Here is a 14,006-nt window from a genome sequence, read left to right on the forward strand (position 1 = left end):
TGCGCCCCCTGGCCCCCGCTCGGGTTGCGCCCGTCGGGCCCTGACCGGGGCTGCGCCCCTGGGCCCCTGCCCGGTTACGCCCGCTAGGCCCCGACCGGGGCTGCGCCCCTGGCCCCCGAAGCGCCCTCCGGGCGCTGTCCTCAAGCGCCGGACGGGCTGGTTTGTGCGCCCGGGCCGGATTTCCCACGTGAGGTTTTCAGGCGTGAGGATTTCAGGCGTGAGGATTTCAGGCGTGAGGATTTCAGGCGGGGGCGCGCACTCCAGCCCGTCCGGCGTTTGAGGACGAGCGGCGGAGCCGCGACAAACGGGGTCCGGGGCGGAGCCCCGAAAAAGGGGGCCAGGGGCGAAGCCCCGGAAGCAGGGGCGCAGGGGGCGCAGCCCCCGCCAGGGCGCAGGGGCGCAGCCCCGCCCACCGCGCGGCAGCGCGATGCCGGGCCGAGGGGGCGGAGCCCCCGGAAGAAACGGTGAAAGGGCGGGACCGGGGCAAACCTCACCCCACCCTCCGACCCGCCACCCACAACACCCCCGCCCCCACCAACAACACCCCACCCACCACACCCGCCCCCCACGCGATCACACCAGCCCCCCGCCCCCGGCCCGGCGCACCGGGCCGAGGCCGGGGCCCGTCCCCGAAGTAGCGGGGCGCGGCCACGGACCCCAGCGGCCCCGGGTCCGACGACGCCCGCCCGATCGCCGCCGCCGGATCCACCACGCCCGCCCCCAGTGCATCGTCCCGCCCGCCCGCCGGCCCGTTCCGTGCCGTCTCGACGAGCAGCCGTCGCACCCGCGACGGGCTCAGCCCGGGGTGCGCGGAGCGCAGCAGCGCCGCCGCCCCCGAGACGAAGGCGGCCGCGGCGCTCGTGCCCCAGCCCTCGTAGTAGCGCCGGTCGGGGTCGGCGATGACGACGTCGACGCCGGGCGCGGACACGGCCGCGTACCACCGCCGCGTGGAGAACGCGGCCCGCCCGCCGTAGCGGTCGACGGCGGTCACGGCGATGACGCCGGGGTACGCGGCGGGGTACGAGACACGGTCCCCGTGCTCGCCCCCGTTGCCGGCCGAGGCGACGACCACCGCACCGCGCGCCAGCGCGTAGCGCACGGCCGCGTCCTCCCCGGGATCCGGGTGCGCCGTCGCGCTGTCGTCGCCCAGCGACAGGTTGATGATGTCCGCGCCGTGGTCCGCGGCCCAGCGGATGCCCTCCGCGAGGGCGCTGCCGCGCGCGCCCCGGGCCCGGGAGCGGGCGGGGTCGCCCTCCTCCAGGATCACCCGCACCGGCAGGATCCTGGCCTCGGGCGCGACGCCGACGACCCCGTCGGCGTCGCCGGGCCCGTGTCCGCGCCCGGCGACGATCCCGGCCATGGCCGTGCCGTGTCGGGCCCAGGAGCGGTCCCCGCGCTCGGCCCCGAAGCCGACGAGGTCCTTGCCGGGCAGGACGCGGCCGCGCAGGTCGGGGTGGGTGGCGTCCACCCCGGTGTCGAGGACGGCGACGGTGACGCCCGCGCCCCGGGTGGTGCGCCACGCCTCCTGCGCGTGCACGGCGTCGAGCCCCCACTCCTGGGCGCGGATGACGTCGGCCGAGGCGGGCGGCGCGAGCCCGGCGGCGGTGAAGCCGAGGGCGAGCAGCAGCGCGGCCGGGACGCGCCTCATCGCCGCACCGCCGCGCGGAACGCGGACTCGATCCGCGCCGCCAACGCCCGCGCGTCGTGGCCGAGTCCGGCCTGGGCGACGTCCGACGCCGCGTCGGGCGCCACCGCCCGCGCGGCGGGCTGGAGCGGTGTGCCGGTGCGCCCGTCGGCGAAGCCGGTGACGGACCAGACGACGAGCGGGAGGTCGTCGCGCACCGCGAGCCACCAGCTCGCGCGCTGTGCGTCGCCGAAGCGGTCGGCGACGGTGCCGGGCGGGGCGTACGGGCGCGGCAGCATGTCGGTGCGCGTGTCGAGCCGCCCGGCGGCGACGCGGGAGCGCAGGGCGCGCATCCCCGCCCGGTCCGTCCCGGTGATCAGCAGGCCGACCGTGGTGACGGTGGTGGACGTGGCGTCCGCGTAGGTGGCGCGCAACAGCCGCCGGCAGCCGGCCGGCCGCAGGGCCGCGGCCAGCGCGGGGTCGAGGCCCGGCGCGCAGTCGCCGTCGGGGGCGACGCCCAGGCGCGTCCAGTCGCGGCTGGCGCCGCCCGGTCCGGCGTCGGGGGCGTGCACGGTGCGCGGGAACAGCTCGTCCACCGGTACGTCCGACCAGAGCGTGCCGCCGCGCTCGTAGGCGGCCTCCGCGGCCGTCCGCGACGGCGGGGCGGTGAGCCTGCCGCCCACCGCGGCACCGGCGACGAGCCCGAGGCCGAGGACGGCGCAGACGGCGGCGGCCGCCGCCGAACGCCGCGCCGGTGGGGCAGGGGGCGGGGACGGGGGATACGCGGGAGGCGGAGGCACGACCGTACGCACCCGTTCCGCTTCGGTGGTCAAACCTGCGCTCCCCCGCCCGGCCCGCTGCCCCGCCGGCCTCCGACTGCCTTGCGGGGCAGGCCGGTTCCGTCACGTCCGGGCACCCCCGTAGTGCCGCGCCCACTCTACGGGGGACCGCGCTCCGGGGGCCATTCGCGGCCGGTCGGACCTCTACCCCGCGGTAATCGCCTCTGGCAGGCTGCGCCCCATGACGCCCGCCTTCGCACATGCCACCGGTCCCTTCGCCGACCGGGCCCGCTACGACCGGGCCACCGCGCACCTGGACGCCCCGCTGGCCGTGGTCGACCTGCGGGCCTTCGACGCCAACGCGGCGGACCTGGTGCGGCGGGCGGGGGGCAAGCCGGTCCGGGTGGCCACCAAGTCGGTGCGTTCCCGCGCCCTGTTGGAGCGGGTGCTGGGGCACGGGGGCTTCGCGGGGGTGATGACGCACACGCTCGCCGAGTCGCTGTGGCTGGCCCGTTCGGGCTTCGACGACGTGCTACTGGCCTATCCGTCCGCCGACCGGGCCGGATTCGCCGAGCTCTCCTCGGACGCCCGGCTGGCGCGGGCGGTGACGGTGACGGTCGACGACCCGGTCCAGCTGTCCCTCATCGACCGTGCCCGCACCGGGCGACAACAGATCCGGATATGTCTGGAGTTGGACACCTCACTGAGACTTCTCGGCGGCCGGGTGCGCGTGGGGGCGCTCCGCTCCCCCGTCCACGACCCGGCCCGCCTCGCCGCACTGGCCCGGTCCGTCGTCCGCCGCCCGGGCTTCCGGCTGGTGGGACTGATGGCGTACGAGGCCCATGTGGCGGGCGTGGCCGACGCGGTGGCGGGGCGGCCGCTGTACTCCCGGGCCGTCCGCATCCTGCAGGGCGCGGCCCGGCGCGAACTGGCCACGCGCAGGGCGGAGGCGGTACGGGCCGTACGGGAAGTCGCGGAGCTGGAGTTCGTCAACGGCGGCGGTACGGGCAGTGTGCAGCACACCGCGGCGGAGGCGGCCGTCACGGAAGTGGCCGCCGGGTCGGGGCTGTTCGCGCCGCGCCTCTTCGACCACTACACATCCTTCCGGCCCCACCCCGCCGCCCTGTTCGCGCTGCCGGTCGTCCGCCGCCCCGGCGTGGGCGTGGTGACCGTCCTCGGCGGCGGCTACCCGGCGTCCGGCGCGGCCGGCCCCGACCGGCTGCCGGTCCCGTACCTCCCGGAGGGCCTCCGGCTGACGCGCCGGGAGGGAGCGGGCGAGGTGCAGACGCCGCTGCTGGGCCACGCGGCGGACGACCTGCTGGTCGGCGACAAGGTGTGGTTCCGGCACGCGAAGGCGGGCGAACTGTCCGAGCGCTTCGCGGCGTTGCATCTGATCGAGGGCGAGGAGGTGGTGGGCACCGCCCCGACGTACCGGGGCGAGGGCCGCACCTTCCTCTGACCTCCGGTCAGTGGACCTTGCAGACGTTCCCCATGCTCGGGTTGAGCGCCGCGAGGGCGTCGACGCTGTCCCCGCACACATTGACCGGGATGCGGACCGGCGTCTCGACGACGTTCCCCGACAGAACACCGGGCGAGTGCTCGGCCCACGCCCGCTCGCGCTCGCGCTCGTACCCGCCGCGCCCGTGCTCGTGCTCGTATCCGCCACGGCCGTGCTCGTGCTCGTATCCGCCACGGCCGTGCTCGTATCCGCCGCGTCCGTGCTCATGGCCGTAGTCACGGCCGTAGTCGTGGCTGTGCTCATAGCCGGACTCGTGGTGGCGCTCGTGGCAGTGCTCATGACCGCGGTCGTGCGGCCCGTCGGTGGCGGAGGCGACGCCTCCGGTGAGGAGGGCGACCGCGGCAGCGGCGATCAGGGGGAAGGCTGTGCGGGAGCGGGGCATGGGGTTCCTCCGAGGTGCGTGAGTTCAGCCGGAGATTTCCCCATTCATCAGATGAACTGACACCTTTTCACCCGTACGGGTCCTTGGCAGTGGACATAAAGGAATCACCCCGCGAGCCGCAGCACCGCCGTCACCACCACCGCCCCCACCATCGCCACCATCAGCGGCGCCCGCAGCAGCCGCAGGACGACCACGGCCAGCAGCCCGGCGACGACCGTGAGGTCGAGGGAGCCCCAGCCGGGCCCGGCGACGTCCACGACCACAAAGCCCGCCAGCAGCGCGGGGGCGACGAGGGCGATCACCGACCGTGCGCGGTCGGGAAGTTCGCGGTCACCCAGGACCGCGGGGCCGACGGCCTTGAAGGCGAAACTGATCAGCGCTATCGCGCCGATGGCGAACCAGAGGGTCATCGCGCGGGCCTCCGCAGGGATATGAGCGCGGCCGCCGCCGCGCCGATGAGCGCGGGCCCGGTCGGCAGGAAGAGGACCAGCGCTCCCGCGAGGGCCGCACCGAGCAGCGCCGGCAGCCGGTTGGCGCGCTCCCCGCGCACCTCGTCGAGGAGCAGGGCCGTGAACAACGCGGGGGTGAGGACGTCCAGCCCGAGCCGGTGCAGCAGCTCCGCGTCCGGGGCGAGGACGACGCCCAGCGCGGTGCCCGCGACCCACGCGGGCCACTGGATCACCGTCGCACCGAACAACAGCCACCGGTCGAAGCGCCCGCCACCGAGGTGCGCCGCGGCCCACGACGCGTCGACGACCGCCTGCCCCTCCAGCGCCCGGCGCAGCCTTCCACCGCGCAGGTCCCCGGCGACGGCGATCCCCATCGGCAGGAAGCGGCTGTTGATGAGCGCGGCGGCGGTGACGGCGGCGGCCACGCCTCCTCCGGCGCCCAGCGTCGCGAGCAGGGCGAACTGCGCCGAGCCGGAGAAGACGACCAAGGAACAGAGCACGGGCGCCAGTTGCCCCCAGCCCTGCCCCCGGGCGACCGCCCCGAAGGTGACGGCGAGCAGGAACGCGGCCGCGGCCAGCCCGGAGCCGACCTTGAGGCCGGCGCGGAAACTGCTGTTCATGATCGGAGGCTAACAGCCATGACGCTATTTGGGCATGAGAATATTTAGGATGGCCCGGTGACCGCGACAACCACCCCCGAAGCAGATGTACCCCTCATCGCCGGACATCCCGTGCTCGACTTCGCCAACACCGTGGCCTGGCGCACGGATCCGAAGCGCAGTACGGAGCGAGTGACCGGCCCGGTCGCCTGGCGGCGGTGGGCCGCGGCGGCCGGACTGCCCGCCGCCCCGGGCACCTTCGCCGGCCTCCCCGCGCTGCGCGCCACCCTGTGGCCGATCCTGGACGCGCTCGTGGACGACGAGCCGCCGCCGGAGGATGCCTGGCACGCCCTCATGGAGGCGATCCGCCGCGCCCGCGAACACGCCACGCCCCGGCCCGTGTTCCCCCTGACCCGGCGACCCTCGGGGCCCGTCGACGCCCTGGCCCTGCACGCGGAGGAGCTGCTCTCCGACCCCGCCCTGCTCCCCCGCGTCCGCCGCTGCGAAGGCCCCGGCTGCGGCTGGTTCTTCCTGGACCGCAGCCGCGGCGGCACCCGCCGCTGGTGCAGCTCGGGCGACTGCGGCAACCGGGCCCGCGCCCGCCGCCACTACGCGCGCACGCGGGGCCGTTCCTGACGGCCGCCGGCCGTCTCCCGCTCCAGCTCGGCCAGCCCTTCCTCCAGGTCGTCGAGGGCCGCGCGAGCGGTGGCTATGCGGTCGCGCAACCGCTCGGCGTCGGTGTCCGCGGCCGGGCGTTCCCGGCGGGCCTCCGCGCGGTGGGCCTCCTCCAGGGACTGGATGACCACCCCGATGAGGAGGTTGACGAGGACGAAGGAGGCGAGGAGGACGTACGAGGCGAAGTAGACGATGCTCCAGCGGGAGATCTCCAGCCCGCCGCGCACCGCGTCGCCCAGCCCGTCCAGCGTCATCAGCAGGAAGAGCGTCAGCGCCGCCCGGCCGATGGAGCCGTAGTGCTGCGGATCGTCGTCGGCGAAGAAGACCCAGCCGACCATCGCGTAGACGTACAGCAGCAACGTGCCGACCAGCAGGAAACTGACCGTCCCGGGCAGGCTCTTGCCGACGGCGACGATGATGACGCGCAGTTGCGGCAGGAAACGCGCGGCCCGGAGCACCCTGGCGAGGCGCAACAGCCGCAGGGCCGTGGCGTTCTGCTGCGCGAAGGGCAGTCCGGCGAGGAGGAGGACGCCGAGGTCGAAGACGTTCCAGGGGTCGCGGAAGTAGGCGCGCGGGCGGTCGGCGTGGGAAAGGGCCCGTAAGACGGTCTCGGCGGCGAAGGCGGCGAGGAAGACGTCCTCGACGACGGTGAGTTGGGCGTCGTAGCGGGCCTTGAAGCCCGCGTATGTCTCCAGGCCCAGGACGGCGGCGTTGGCGAGGATGAGGACGAAGGCGAGGGTGGAGAACCAGGCGGCGTCGGTGATGCGACGGCAGCGCCGGGCCAGTGGGCCGACCTTGTTCACTTTTCCCGTTCCTCGCCTTCGTGCGCCACGCCCCCGTTCCGAGAAGTTGATCTTAGGGGGCGCGCGGAGCCCCGCCGTCCTCGCGGGCGGCGGGGCTCCGGTCCAGCGGGAACGCGCGGCTCAGGCGGCGCTGTCCAGCTGGTCCGGGATGACCGAACCGTCGTGGCGGCGGACCGGGACGACCGTGCCGTCGGGGCGGGTGTACGCGGCGGTGGAGCAGGTGTACTTGCCCGACTTGCGCGGCATCGGGTCCATGAACATCGGGTTGGCGACCCAGCGGCCGTCCTCGTTGTCGTAGGCGCGGCACATCAGCTCGGCCTTGTTGCGGTTGATCGCCAGGTGGGCGCCGGTGGCGTCGTCGACGAAGGTGACGTCCGTGTCGGCGTCGCCCGCGCCGAGCGCGATGCGGTGGGCGAAGTCCTGCTTCTGCCAGGCCTTGGCGCCCTTGATCTTGAAGATGTTCTCGTTGATCATGCAGCGCTTGCCGTCCATGTACGGCAGGGCCTCGCCCATGCCGTCCTTGACGTCGCCGCAGCCCTTGATGCCCGGGGTCAGCTTGCCCTTCTTGACGATGCTGCGGATGCCGATGGTGTGGGCCTTGTCGAGGCCGACGCCGCCGGACCAGGCCTCGGCGATGGGCTCGGAGGAGGCGGAGACGATGTAGACGTCGAAACCGGCCGCCTTGAGGGTGCGGATCAGGTCCTTCTGCTGGTCGTAGTAGCGGACGTAGCCGGCGATGGTGTGGGTGCCGACGGTCTGCTTGCTGCCGACGGGCGCGGCGAGCTGCTCGGTGCGGGCGCGGTCGGCGATCTTCCCGAGCTCGGCCGGGGTGTGGCCGGAGAACAGCTGGGGGATCCAGGCGTACGCCGGGACCGTGCGGCGGTGGTTCCAGTCGCCCGCGAAGGCGGCGTCACCGGCCATCGTCCTCGACTTCTCGCGGATCTCGAAGATCTCGTCGGCGCAGCGGACGTTCTTGGAGGTGCGGAGCGGCTTGCCCACGGGGACGGACGTGCCGCACGCCTTCGTCAGCGCGCGGTCCGCGGCCGGGGTCAGCCACTTGCTGGTGTCCTTCCAGCTCTTGGGCCGCAGGATCCGGTCGTGCTTGAGGGCCCAGGCCAGGGTGGCGTCCGTGATGTCGTTCTTGACGACGGTGTTGTCCCAGTCGAAGGCGGCGACCGGGCGGGGTCCGCCGGTCCGGCCGGAGCAGGTGCCGCGCTCGTCGATCATCCGCTGGAGCTTGGCGCGGTTGGTGCCGAACCACGGGATGTTCTTGTCCAGCTGCGGGCAGTGGGCACGGGCCGCGGCCGACGGGGCGGCGGGGGCCGCGGTGGCGGAGGGGACCGAGGCGGCGAGGGCTGCGGTGATCACGAAGCCGACGGCGGTGGCGTACTTCTTTCGCATGCGTTCTCTTAGTGCTCTTCGTAGGGACGAATCCGATCGCGGGACCGACGCTTTTGACGGGCGACGGTCCCGGCATCTGATCACGGACCTTACAGAGCCCTTACTGGCAGAACCTTTACTGGGGGGTCACATAGGCCCCCGAGATGCCCCCGTCCACGAGGAACTCCGCCGCGTTCACGAACGACGCGTCGTCGCTGGCGAGGAAGGCGACGGCGGCGGCGATCTCCTCGGCCTCGGCGAACCGTCCGCCGGGCACATGGACGAGCCGGCGCGCCGCCCGCTCCGGGTCCTTGGCGAACAGCTCCTTGAGCAGCGGGGTGTTCACCGGGCCCGGGCAGAGGGCGTTGACGCGGATCCCGTCGCGGGCGAACTGCACGCCCAGTTCGCGGGAGAGGGCGAGGACCCCGCCCTTGGACGCGGTGTAGCTGATCTGCGAGGTCGCCGAGCCGAGGACGGCGACGAAGGAGGCGGTGTTGATGATCGAGCCCTTGCCCTGACGGCGCATGTACGGCAGGGCGGCCTTGCAGCAGAGGTAGACGGAGGTGAGGTTGACGTCCTGGACGCGGCGCCAGGCGTCGAGGCCGGTGGTGAGGATGGAGTCGTCCTCAGGGGGTGAGATGCCGGCGTTGTTGAACGCGATGTCGACGGAGCCGTAGGTGTCGTGGGCTGCCCGGAAGAGGGCTTCCACCTGGTCCTGGTCCGTGACGTCGGTGCGGACGAAGAGCCCGCCGACGTCGTCGGCCGCCGCCTGGCCCGCCTTCTCGTCGATGTCGGCGCAGACGACGTTGGCGCCCTCGGCGGCGAGACGGCGGGCGGTGGCGAGGCCGATGCCGCCGGCGGCGCCGGTGATGACGGCTGTGCGGTTGGGGAGGCGGTGGCTGTAGGGGGTGGGGGTGGGGGTGGGGTTGTCGGTCAAGGGGGTTCCTTTCTGCGGGGGTTGTTGGGGGCTGGGGTGGGGGTGTTTGCCCCTGGCCCGCCCTTTCACCGTTTCTTCCGGGGCTGCGCCCCGGGGCCGACACCACGCTCCGCGCGGGTGGCGGGGTTTCGCCCCTGCACCCCACCGGGGGCTTCGCCCCCTGGACCCCTGAAGCGCCCTTCGGGCGCTGTCCTCAAGCGCCGGACGGGCTGAATATCAGCCCGTCCGGCGCTTGAGGACGAGCGGCGAAGCCGCGACAAACGGGGGCCAGGGACGGAGCCCCGGAAGCAGGGGTGCAGGGGGCGCAGCCCCCGCCCACCGCGGCGAAGCCGCGGTACCGGGTCCGGGGCCCCGCCCCGGGGAAACGGCGAAAGGGCGGGCCAGGGGCAAACACCCCCACCTCAGACCCCACCCCCCTCCACCGCCACAAAAACATTCTTCACCTCCGTGAACGCCGCCACCGCCCCCGGCCCCAACTCCCTCCCCAACCCCGACTGCTTGAAGCCGCCGAACGGCGTCCCGTACCGCACGCTGCTGTGCGAGTTCACCGACAGATTCCCCGCCTCGACCGCCCGCGAGACCCGCAGCGCCCGGGACACGTCCCGCGTCCAGACCGACCCGGACAGCCCGTACTCCGTCGCGTTGGCGATCCGCACCGCCTCCGCCTCGTCCTCGAAGGGGATGACGACGGCGACAGGGCCGAAGACCTCCTCCTGTGCCACCCGGTCCCCGGGGGAGCCCTCCAGCACCGTGGCGGGGTACCAGAAGCCCTTCCCGGAAGGAGCCGTTCCACGGATCGCGGCGGGCGCGGACTCCGGTACGTACGAGCGGACCCGCTCCCGCTGCGCCGCGGAGATCAGCGGGCCCATCCCCGTCGCGGGGTCCGAGGGATCCCCCACCGCCACCCCCAGCACGGCCGGTTCCAGGAGTTCCATGAAGCGGTCGTACACGGACCGTTCCACCAGGATGCGGCTGCGCGCGCAGCAGTCCTGGCCGGCGTTGTCGAGGAAGGAGGACGGCGCGGCCGCGGCGGCCCGTTCGACGTCCGCATCCGCGAAGACGATGTTCGCGCTCTTGCCGCCGAGTTCGAGCGTCACCCGCTTCACCCGGTCCGCGCACGTCGCCATGATGCTCTTGCCCACCGCGGTGGAGCCGGTGAAGACGACCTTGGCGACGCCCGGATGCCGGACGAGCGCGTCGCCCGCCACCGGGCCGGTGCCGGGCAGCACATGGAGCACACCCTCCGGAAGCCCGGCTTCCAGGGCCAGTTCGGCCAGCCGGAGAGCGGTCAGCGGCGTCGTCTCCGCCGGTTTGACGACGACCGCGTTGCCCGCCGCGAGCGCCGGCGCGAACCCCCACGCCGCGATGGGCATCGGGAAGTTCCACGGGACGACGACGGCGACGACGCCGAGCGGTTCGTGGAAGGTGACGTCCAGCCCGCCGGCGACGGGGATCTGCTGTCCGAGCAGCCGCTCCGCTCCCCCGGCCGAATAGTCCAGCAGGTCACGGACGTTGCCCGCCTCCCAGCGGGCGCTGCCGAGGGGGTGGCCGGCCTCGCGCACCTCCAGGAGGGCGAGCTCCTCCAGGTGCTCGTCCACGACGGCGGCGAAGCGGCGCAGCAGCCGGGCGCGGTCGCCGGGCGCGAGCCCGGCCCAGGAGCGCTGTGCGGCCGCGGCCCGCCGGACGGCGGCGTCGACGTCCTCCGCCGTCGCGGCGGGGACGGTGGCGACGACCTCCTCGGTCGCCGGGTTGAGGATCTCCAGGTCCACCACTCACGTCCTCACATGCGCTCGAAGGAGCGGAACCGCTCCCAGTCCGTCACGGCCGTGTCGTACGCCTCCTGCTCGACCCGCGCCATGTGCCGGTAGTGGTCGACGACTTCGTCCCCGAACGCGGCCCGGGCGAGCGCGCTGTTCTCCCACAGCTCGGCGGCCTCCCGCAGTGTGCCGGGCACGTGCGGCGCGTCGCCGGAGTAGGCGTTGCCGGTGACCGGGTCGGGGAGTTCCAGCTCGTGTTCCACTCCGTGCAGCCCCGCGGCGATCATTCCGGCGACGGCGAGGTAGGGGTTGACGTCCCCGCCGGGCAGCCGGTTCTCGAAGCGATGTCCCGGGCCGCGGCCGACGACGCGCAGCGCGCAGGTGCGGTTGTCCGGCCCCCAGGCGACGGCGGTGGGGGCGAACGACCCGGCGCGGAAGCGTTTGTAGGAGTTGATGTTCGGGGCGTAGAGGAGGGTGAACTCCCGCAGGGCGGCCAGCTGTCCGGCGAGGAAGTGCCGCATGACGGGCGACATCCCGTACGGATCGGCGTCGTCGGCGGACGTGTCGCCGGCGAAGGTGTCGTCGGCGAACACCGGCCGCCCCGCCTCGTCCCGCAACGAGAGGTGGATATGACAGGAGTTGCCCTCGCGCTCGTCGAACTTGGCCATGAAGGTGAGCGCCACGCCTTCCTGCGCGGCGATCTCCTTGGCCCCGGTCTTGTAGACGGAGTGCTGGTCGCAGGTGGTGAGCGCCTCGTCGTAGCGGAAGGCGATCTCGTGCTGGCCGAGGTTGGCCTCGCCCTTGGCGGACTCGACGACGAGGCCCGCGGCGGCCATCTCGTTGCGGATGCGGCGCAGCAGCGGCTCGACGCGGCCGGTGCCGAGGACGGAGTAGTCCACGTTGTACTGGTTGGCGGGCGTGAGGCCGCGGTAACCGCCGTTCCACGCCTGCTCGTAGGTGTCCTTGAAGAGCATGAACTCCAGCTCGGTGCCGGCCAGCGCCGTCCACCCGCGCTCGCCGAGCCGGTCGAGCTGGCGGCGCAGGATCTGCCGCGGCGAGGCGAGGACGGGCGAGCCGTCGTGCCAGGCGAGGTCGGCGGTGAGCAGGGCGGTGCCGGGGTTCCAGGGCGTGCGGCGCAGGGTGGACGTGTCGCCGCGCAGGGCGAAGTCGCCGTAGCCGCGCTCCCAGGAGGCCATGGCGTAGCCGCCGACGGTGCGCAGGTCGACGTCCACGGCGAGCAGGTAGTTGCAGCCCTCGGCGCCGTGTTCCAGGACGTGGTCGAGGAAGAACCGGGCGGCGAACCGCTTGCCCTGGAGCCGTCCCTGCATGTCGGTGAAGGCGAGGACGACGGTGTCGATCTCCCCGGCGTCGACGAGGCGGCGCAACTCGGCGACGGTGAGCGGGGGCGTGCGGTCTGCCACGGAATTCCTCCCTGACGGTACGGGTCCTGGTGGTGCGACCGGAGATTTAAGGTATGCCGGTAGACCATTGATTGGGAAGGGGGCCGATGGACGCGCCGACGAGGGGGAGTGCGGCCGACCGGCTGTCACCGGTCCTGCGACCGGTCCACGCGGGCAACGGCTTCGAGGCGGCCCTGGAGCAGATACTCCAGGTCATACGCCTGGGCCTGGTGGCGGAGGGCGAACGGCTGCCCGCCGAGCGCGAGTTGGCGGAGCGGCTGCGGATCAGCCGCATGACGCTGCGGGACGTGCTGAAGGTGCTGCACGAACAGGGCCTCGTGGAGAGCCGGCGCGGCCGCTACGGCGGGACGTTCGTGAGCCCGCGCACGGCCGCGCCGGACGTGACCGGCATCGACATCGAGGACACGCTGCGCTTCCGCGAGGTGCTGGAGCTGGGCGCGGCGGAGCTGTGCGCGTCCCGCGACCTGACGGAGGATCAGACCGCCCGGCTGTGCGACGCCCTGACCGCGACCCGCGACGCCGCCCCGGACGACTACCGCCGCCGGGACACGCTCTTCCACCTGACGCTGGCCGAGTTGTCGGGCTCGCCCTCGCTGGCCGCGCACTACGCGGCCGTACGGGCGTCCGTCAACGGCCTGCTGGACTGCATGCCGCTGCTGGTGCGCAACCTGGAGCACTCGCAGCGGCAGCACGCGGCGCTGGTGACGGCGGTCCTGGCGGGGGACGCGGCCGGGGCGCGCGAGGTGATGCGCGAGCACTGCGCGGGGACTGCGGCGCTGGTGCGGGGCTTCCTGGGGTGAGCAAGGGGCGCATGGCGCGCGGGGGTTGCGCCGCGGCCCGCCGGGCAGCAATGGTACGAGGGGCGACCATTGAGCCGTCGTCCGAACCCGGAGAGGACACCAGGACTGTGCCCATCCAGCCGCTGATCGGGGTCACCACCTACTCCACCCGCGCCCGCTGGGGAGCCGCCTGGGACCGGCACTGTTCCCTGCTGCCGACCGCCTACGCGCGCTACGTCCAGCGCGCCGGCGGGCTGATGCTCCTGCTGCCGCCCGACAACCCGGCCCTGGCCGGGGCGGTGGCGGACCGGCTGGACGGCCTGGTGCTGGCGGGCGGGGAGGACGTGGACCCGGCGCTCTACGGCGAACAGCCCCATCCGCGGACGGCCGCGCCCGTGCCCGAGCGGGACCGCTGGGAGCTGGCCCTGCTGGCGGCGGCGCTGGAGCGCGGCGTCCCGCTGCTCGGCATCTGCCGGGGCATGCAGCTGATGAACGTCCACGCGGGCGGGACGCTCAACCAGCACCTCCCGGAGACGGTGGGCCACAAGGGCCACAACCCGCGCGTCGGCACGTTCCCCGACCACCTCGTCGAGCCGGTCGCGGGCACGGTCACCGCCCATCTGATGCCGGCGCCGTGCGAGGTGGCGACCCATCACCACCAGGGCGTGGGCAAGGTGGGCGCGGGCCTGATCGCCTCCGCGCACGCCGAGGACGGGACGGTCGAGGCGCTCGAATACCCGTGGGGCCAGGGCTGTTTCGCGGTGGGTGTGCAGTGGCACCCCGAGATGCGCGACGATCTGCGGCTGGTCCGCGGCCTGGTGGAGATGGCGGGACGGCGCCGCACCGCTCCCTCGGCGGGTCCATGACGCGCCGTTCCCCGGCGGCCCCGTGGCGGGCCGCTC

14 protein-coding genes are annotated in these 14,006 nt (G+C 73.9%); 4 read left to right on the top strand and 10 right to left on the bottom strand.

Annotated features, from left to right (window positions below; translation table 11 throughout):
• Positions 1-490 precede the first annotated feature (490 nt).
• Complete coding sequence (gene mycP / locus AB8735_RS08835; RefSeq protein ID WP_372406493.1) at positions 491-1,648, bottom strand: type VII secretion-associated serine protease mycosin; 1,158 nt, start codon at positions 1,646-1,648, stop codon at positions 491-493.
• A complete protein-coding gene (locus AB8735_RS08840) occupies positions 1,645-2,457 on the bottom strand; it encodes a hypothetical protein (protein WP_372406495.1) in 813 nt (270 codons plus the stop codon). Before AB8735_RS08840 ends, mycP begins: the two co-directional genes overlap by 4 nt.
• A gap of 187 nt (positions 2,458-2,644) precedes the next feature.
• Between AB8735_RS08840 and AB8735_RS08845 the strand changes: the two genes are divergently transcribed.
• On the top strand, positions 2,645-3,862 hold the full coding sequence (locus AB8735_RS08845) for an alanine racemase (protein ID WP_372406497.1): 1,218 nt from the start codon (positions 2,645-2,647) through the stop codon (positions 3,860-3,862).
• 7 nt (positions 3,863-3,869) lie between these two features.
• Here the strand turns inward: AB8735_RS08845 and AB8735_RS08850 are convergent, their stop codons facing one another.
• From AB8735_RS08850 to AB8735_RS08860, 3 genes are all read right to left on the bottom strand, one after another.
• Positions 3,870-4,304 carry a chaplin gene (locus tag AB8735_RS08850; RefSeq protein WP_372406498.1) on the bottom strand — a complete coding sequence of 145 codons (435 nt, stop codon included), beginning with the start codon at positions 4,302-4,304 and terminating at the stop codon, positions 3,870-3,872.
• A 104-nt stretch (positions 4,305-4,408) separates the two neighbouring features.
• On the bottom strand, positions 4,409-4,714 hold the full coding sequence (locus tag AB8735_RS08855) for an AzlD domain-containing protein (RefSeq protein WP_372406499.1): 306 nt from the start codon (positions 4,712-4,714) through the stop codon (positions 4,409-4,411).
• Positions 4,711-5,373 carry an AzlC family ABC transporter permease gene (locus AB8735_RS08860; RefSeq protein WP_344027533.1) on the bottom strand — a complete coding sequence of 221 codons (663 nt, stop codon included), beginning with the start codon at positions 5,371-5,373 and terminating at the stop codon, positions 4,711-4,713. The genes AB8735_RS08855 and AB8735_RS08860 overlap by 4 nt, the downstream gene beginning before the upstream one ends.
• Positions 5,374-5,430: 57 nt before the next feature.
• Between AB8735_RS08860 and AB8735_RS08865 the strand changes: the two genes are divergently transcribed.
• On the top strand, positions 5,431-5,988 hold the full coding sequence (locus tag AB8735_RS08865) for a CGNR zinc finger domain-containing protein (protein ID WP_372406501.1): 558 nt from the start codon (positions 5,431-5,433) through the stop codon (positions 5,986-5,988).
• Here the strand turns inward: AB8735_RS08865 and AB8735_RS08870 are convergent.
• From AB8735_RS08870 to AB8735_RS08890, 5 genes are all read right to left on the bottom strand, one after another.
• Entirely contained in the window at positions 5,961-6,830 is an 870-nt protein-coding gene (locus AB8735_RS08870; protein WP_344027529.1) for an ion transporter, read from the bottom strand. The genes AB8735_RS08865 and AB8735_RS08870 overlap by 28 nt on opposite strands.
• A 120-nt stretch (positions 6,831-6,950) precedes the next feature.
• Entirely contained in the window at positions 6,951-8,231 is a 1,281-nt protein-coding gene (locus AB8735_RS08875) for a haloacid dehalogenase-like hydrolase (protein WP_372406503.1), read from the bottom strand.
• Positions 8,232-8,346: 115 nt separating this feature from the next.
• Positions 8,347-9,147, bottom strand: coding sequence for a 3-oxoacyl-ACP reductase (locus AB8735_RS08880; protein WP_372406504.1), 801 nt, complete (start codon positions 9,145-9,147; stop codon positions 8,347-8,349).
• Between the two features lie 401 nt (positions 9,148-9,548).
• Positions 9,549-10,916, bottom strand: coding sequence for an aldehyde dehydrogenase (locus AB8735_RS08885; protein WP_372406507.1), 1,368 nt, complete (start codon positions 10,914-10,916; stop codon positions 9,549-9,551).
• Between the two features lie 11 nt (positions 10,917-10,927).
• Positions 10,928-12,325: a glutamine synthetase family protein gene (locus tag AB8735_RS08890; protein ID WP_372406508.1), complete on the bottom strand. Its 1,398-nt coding sequence runs from the start codon at positions 12,323-12,325 to the stop codon at positions 10,928-10,930.
• 86 nt (positions 12,326-12,411) lie between these two features.
• Between AB8735_RS08890 and AB8735_RS08895 the strand changes: the two genes are divergently transcribed.
• Together AB8735_RS08895 and AB8735_RS08900 are read left to right on the top strand one after the other, a co-directional pair.
• Positions 12,412-13,125, top strand: coding sequence for an FCD domain-containing protein (locus tag AB8735_RS08895; RefSeq protein WP_344027519.1), 714 nt, complete (start codon positions 12,412-12,414; stop codon positions 13,123-13,125).
• 107 nt (positions 13,126-13,232) lie between these two features.
• Positions 13,233-13,970 (top strand): gamma-glutamyl-gamma-aminobutyrate hydrolase family protein, encoded by a 738-nt coding sequence (locus AB8735_RS08900; protein ID WP_372406511.1) that lies wholly within the window; start codon positions 13,233-13,235, stop codon positions 13,968-13,970.
• The last annotated feature ends 36 nt before the right edge of the window (positions 13,971-14,006 follow it).

Origin of the sequence: Streptomyces luteireticuli (assembly GCF_041519305.1) — a bacterium.
Classification (GTDB): Bacteria; Actinomycetota; Actinomycetes; order Streptomycetales; family Streptomycetaceae; genus Streptomyces; species Streptomyces luteireticuli.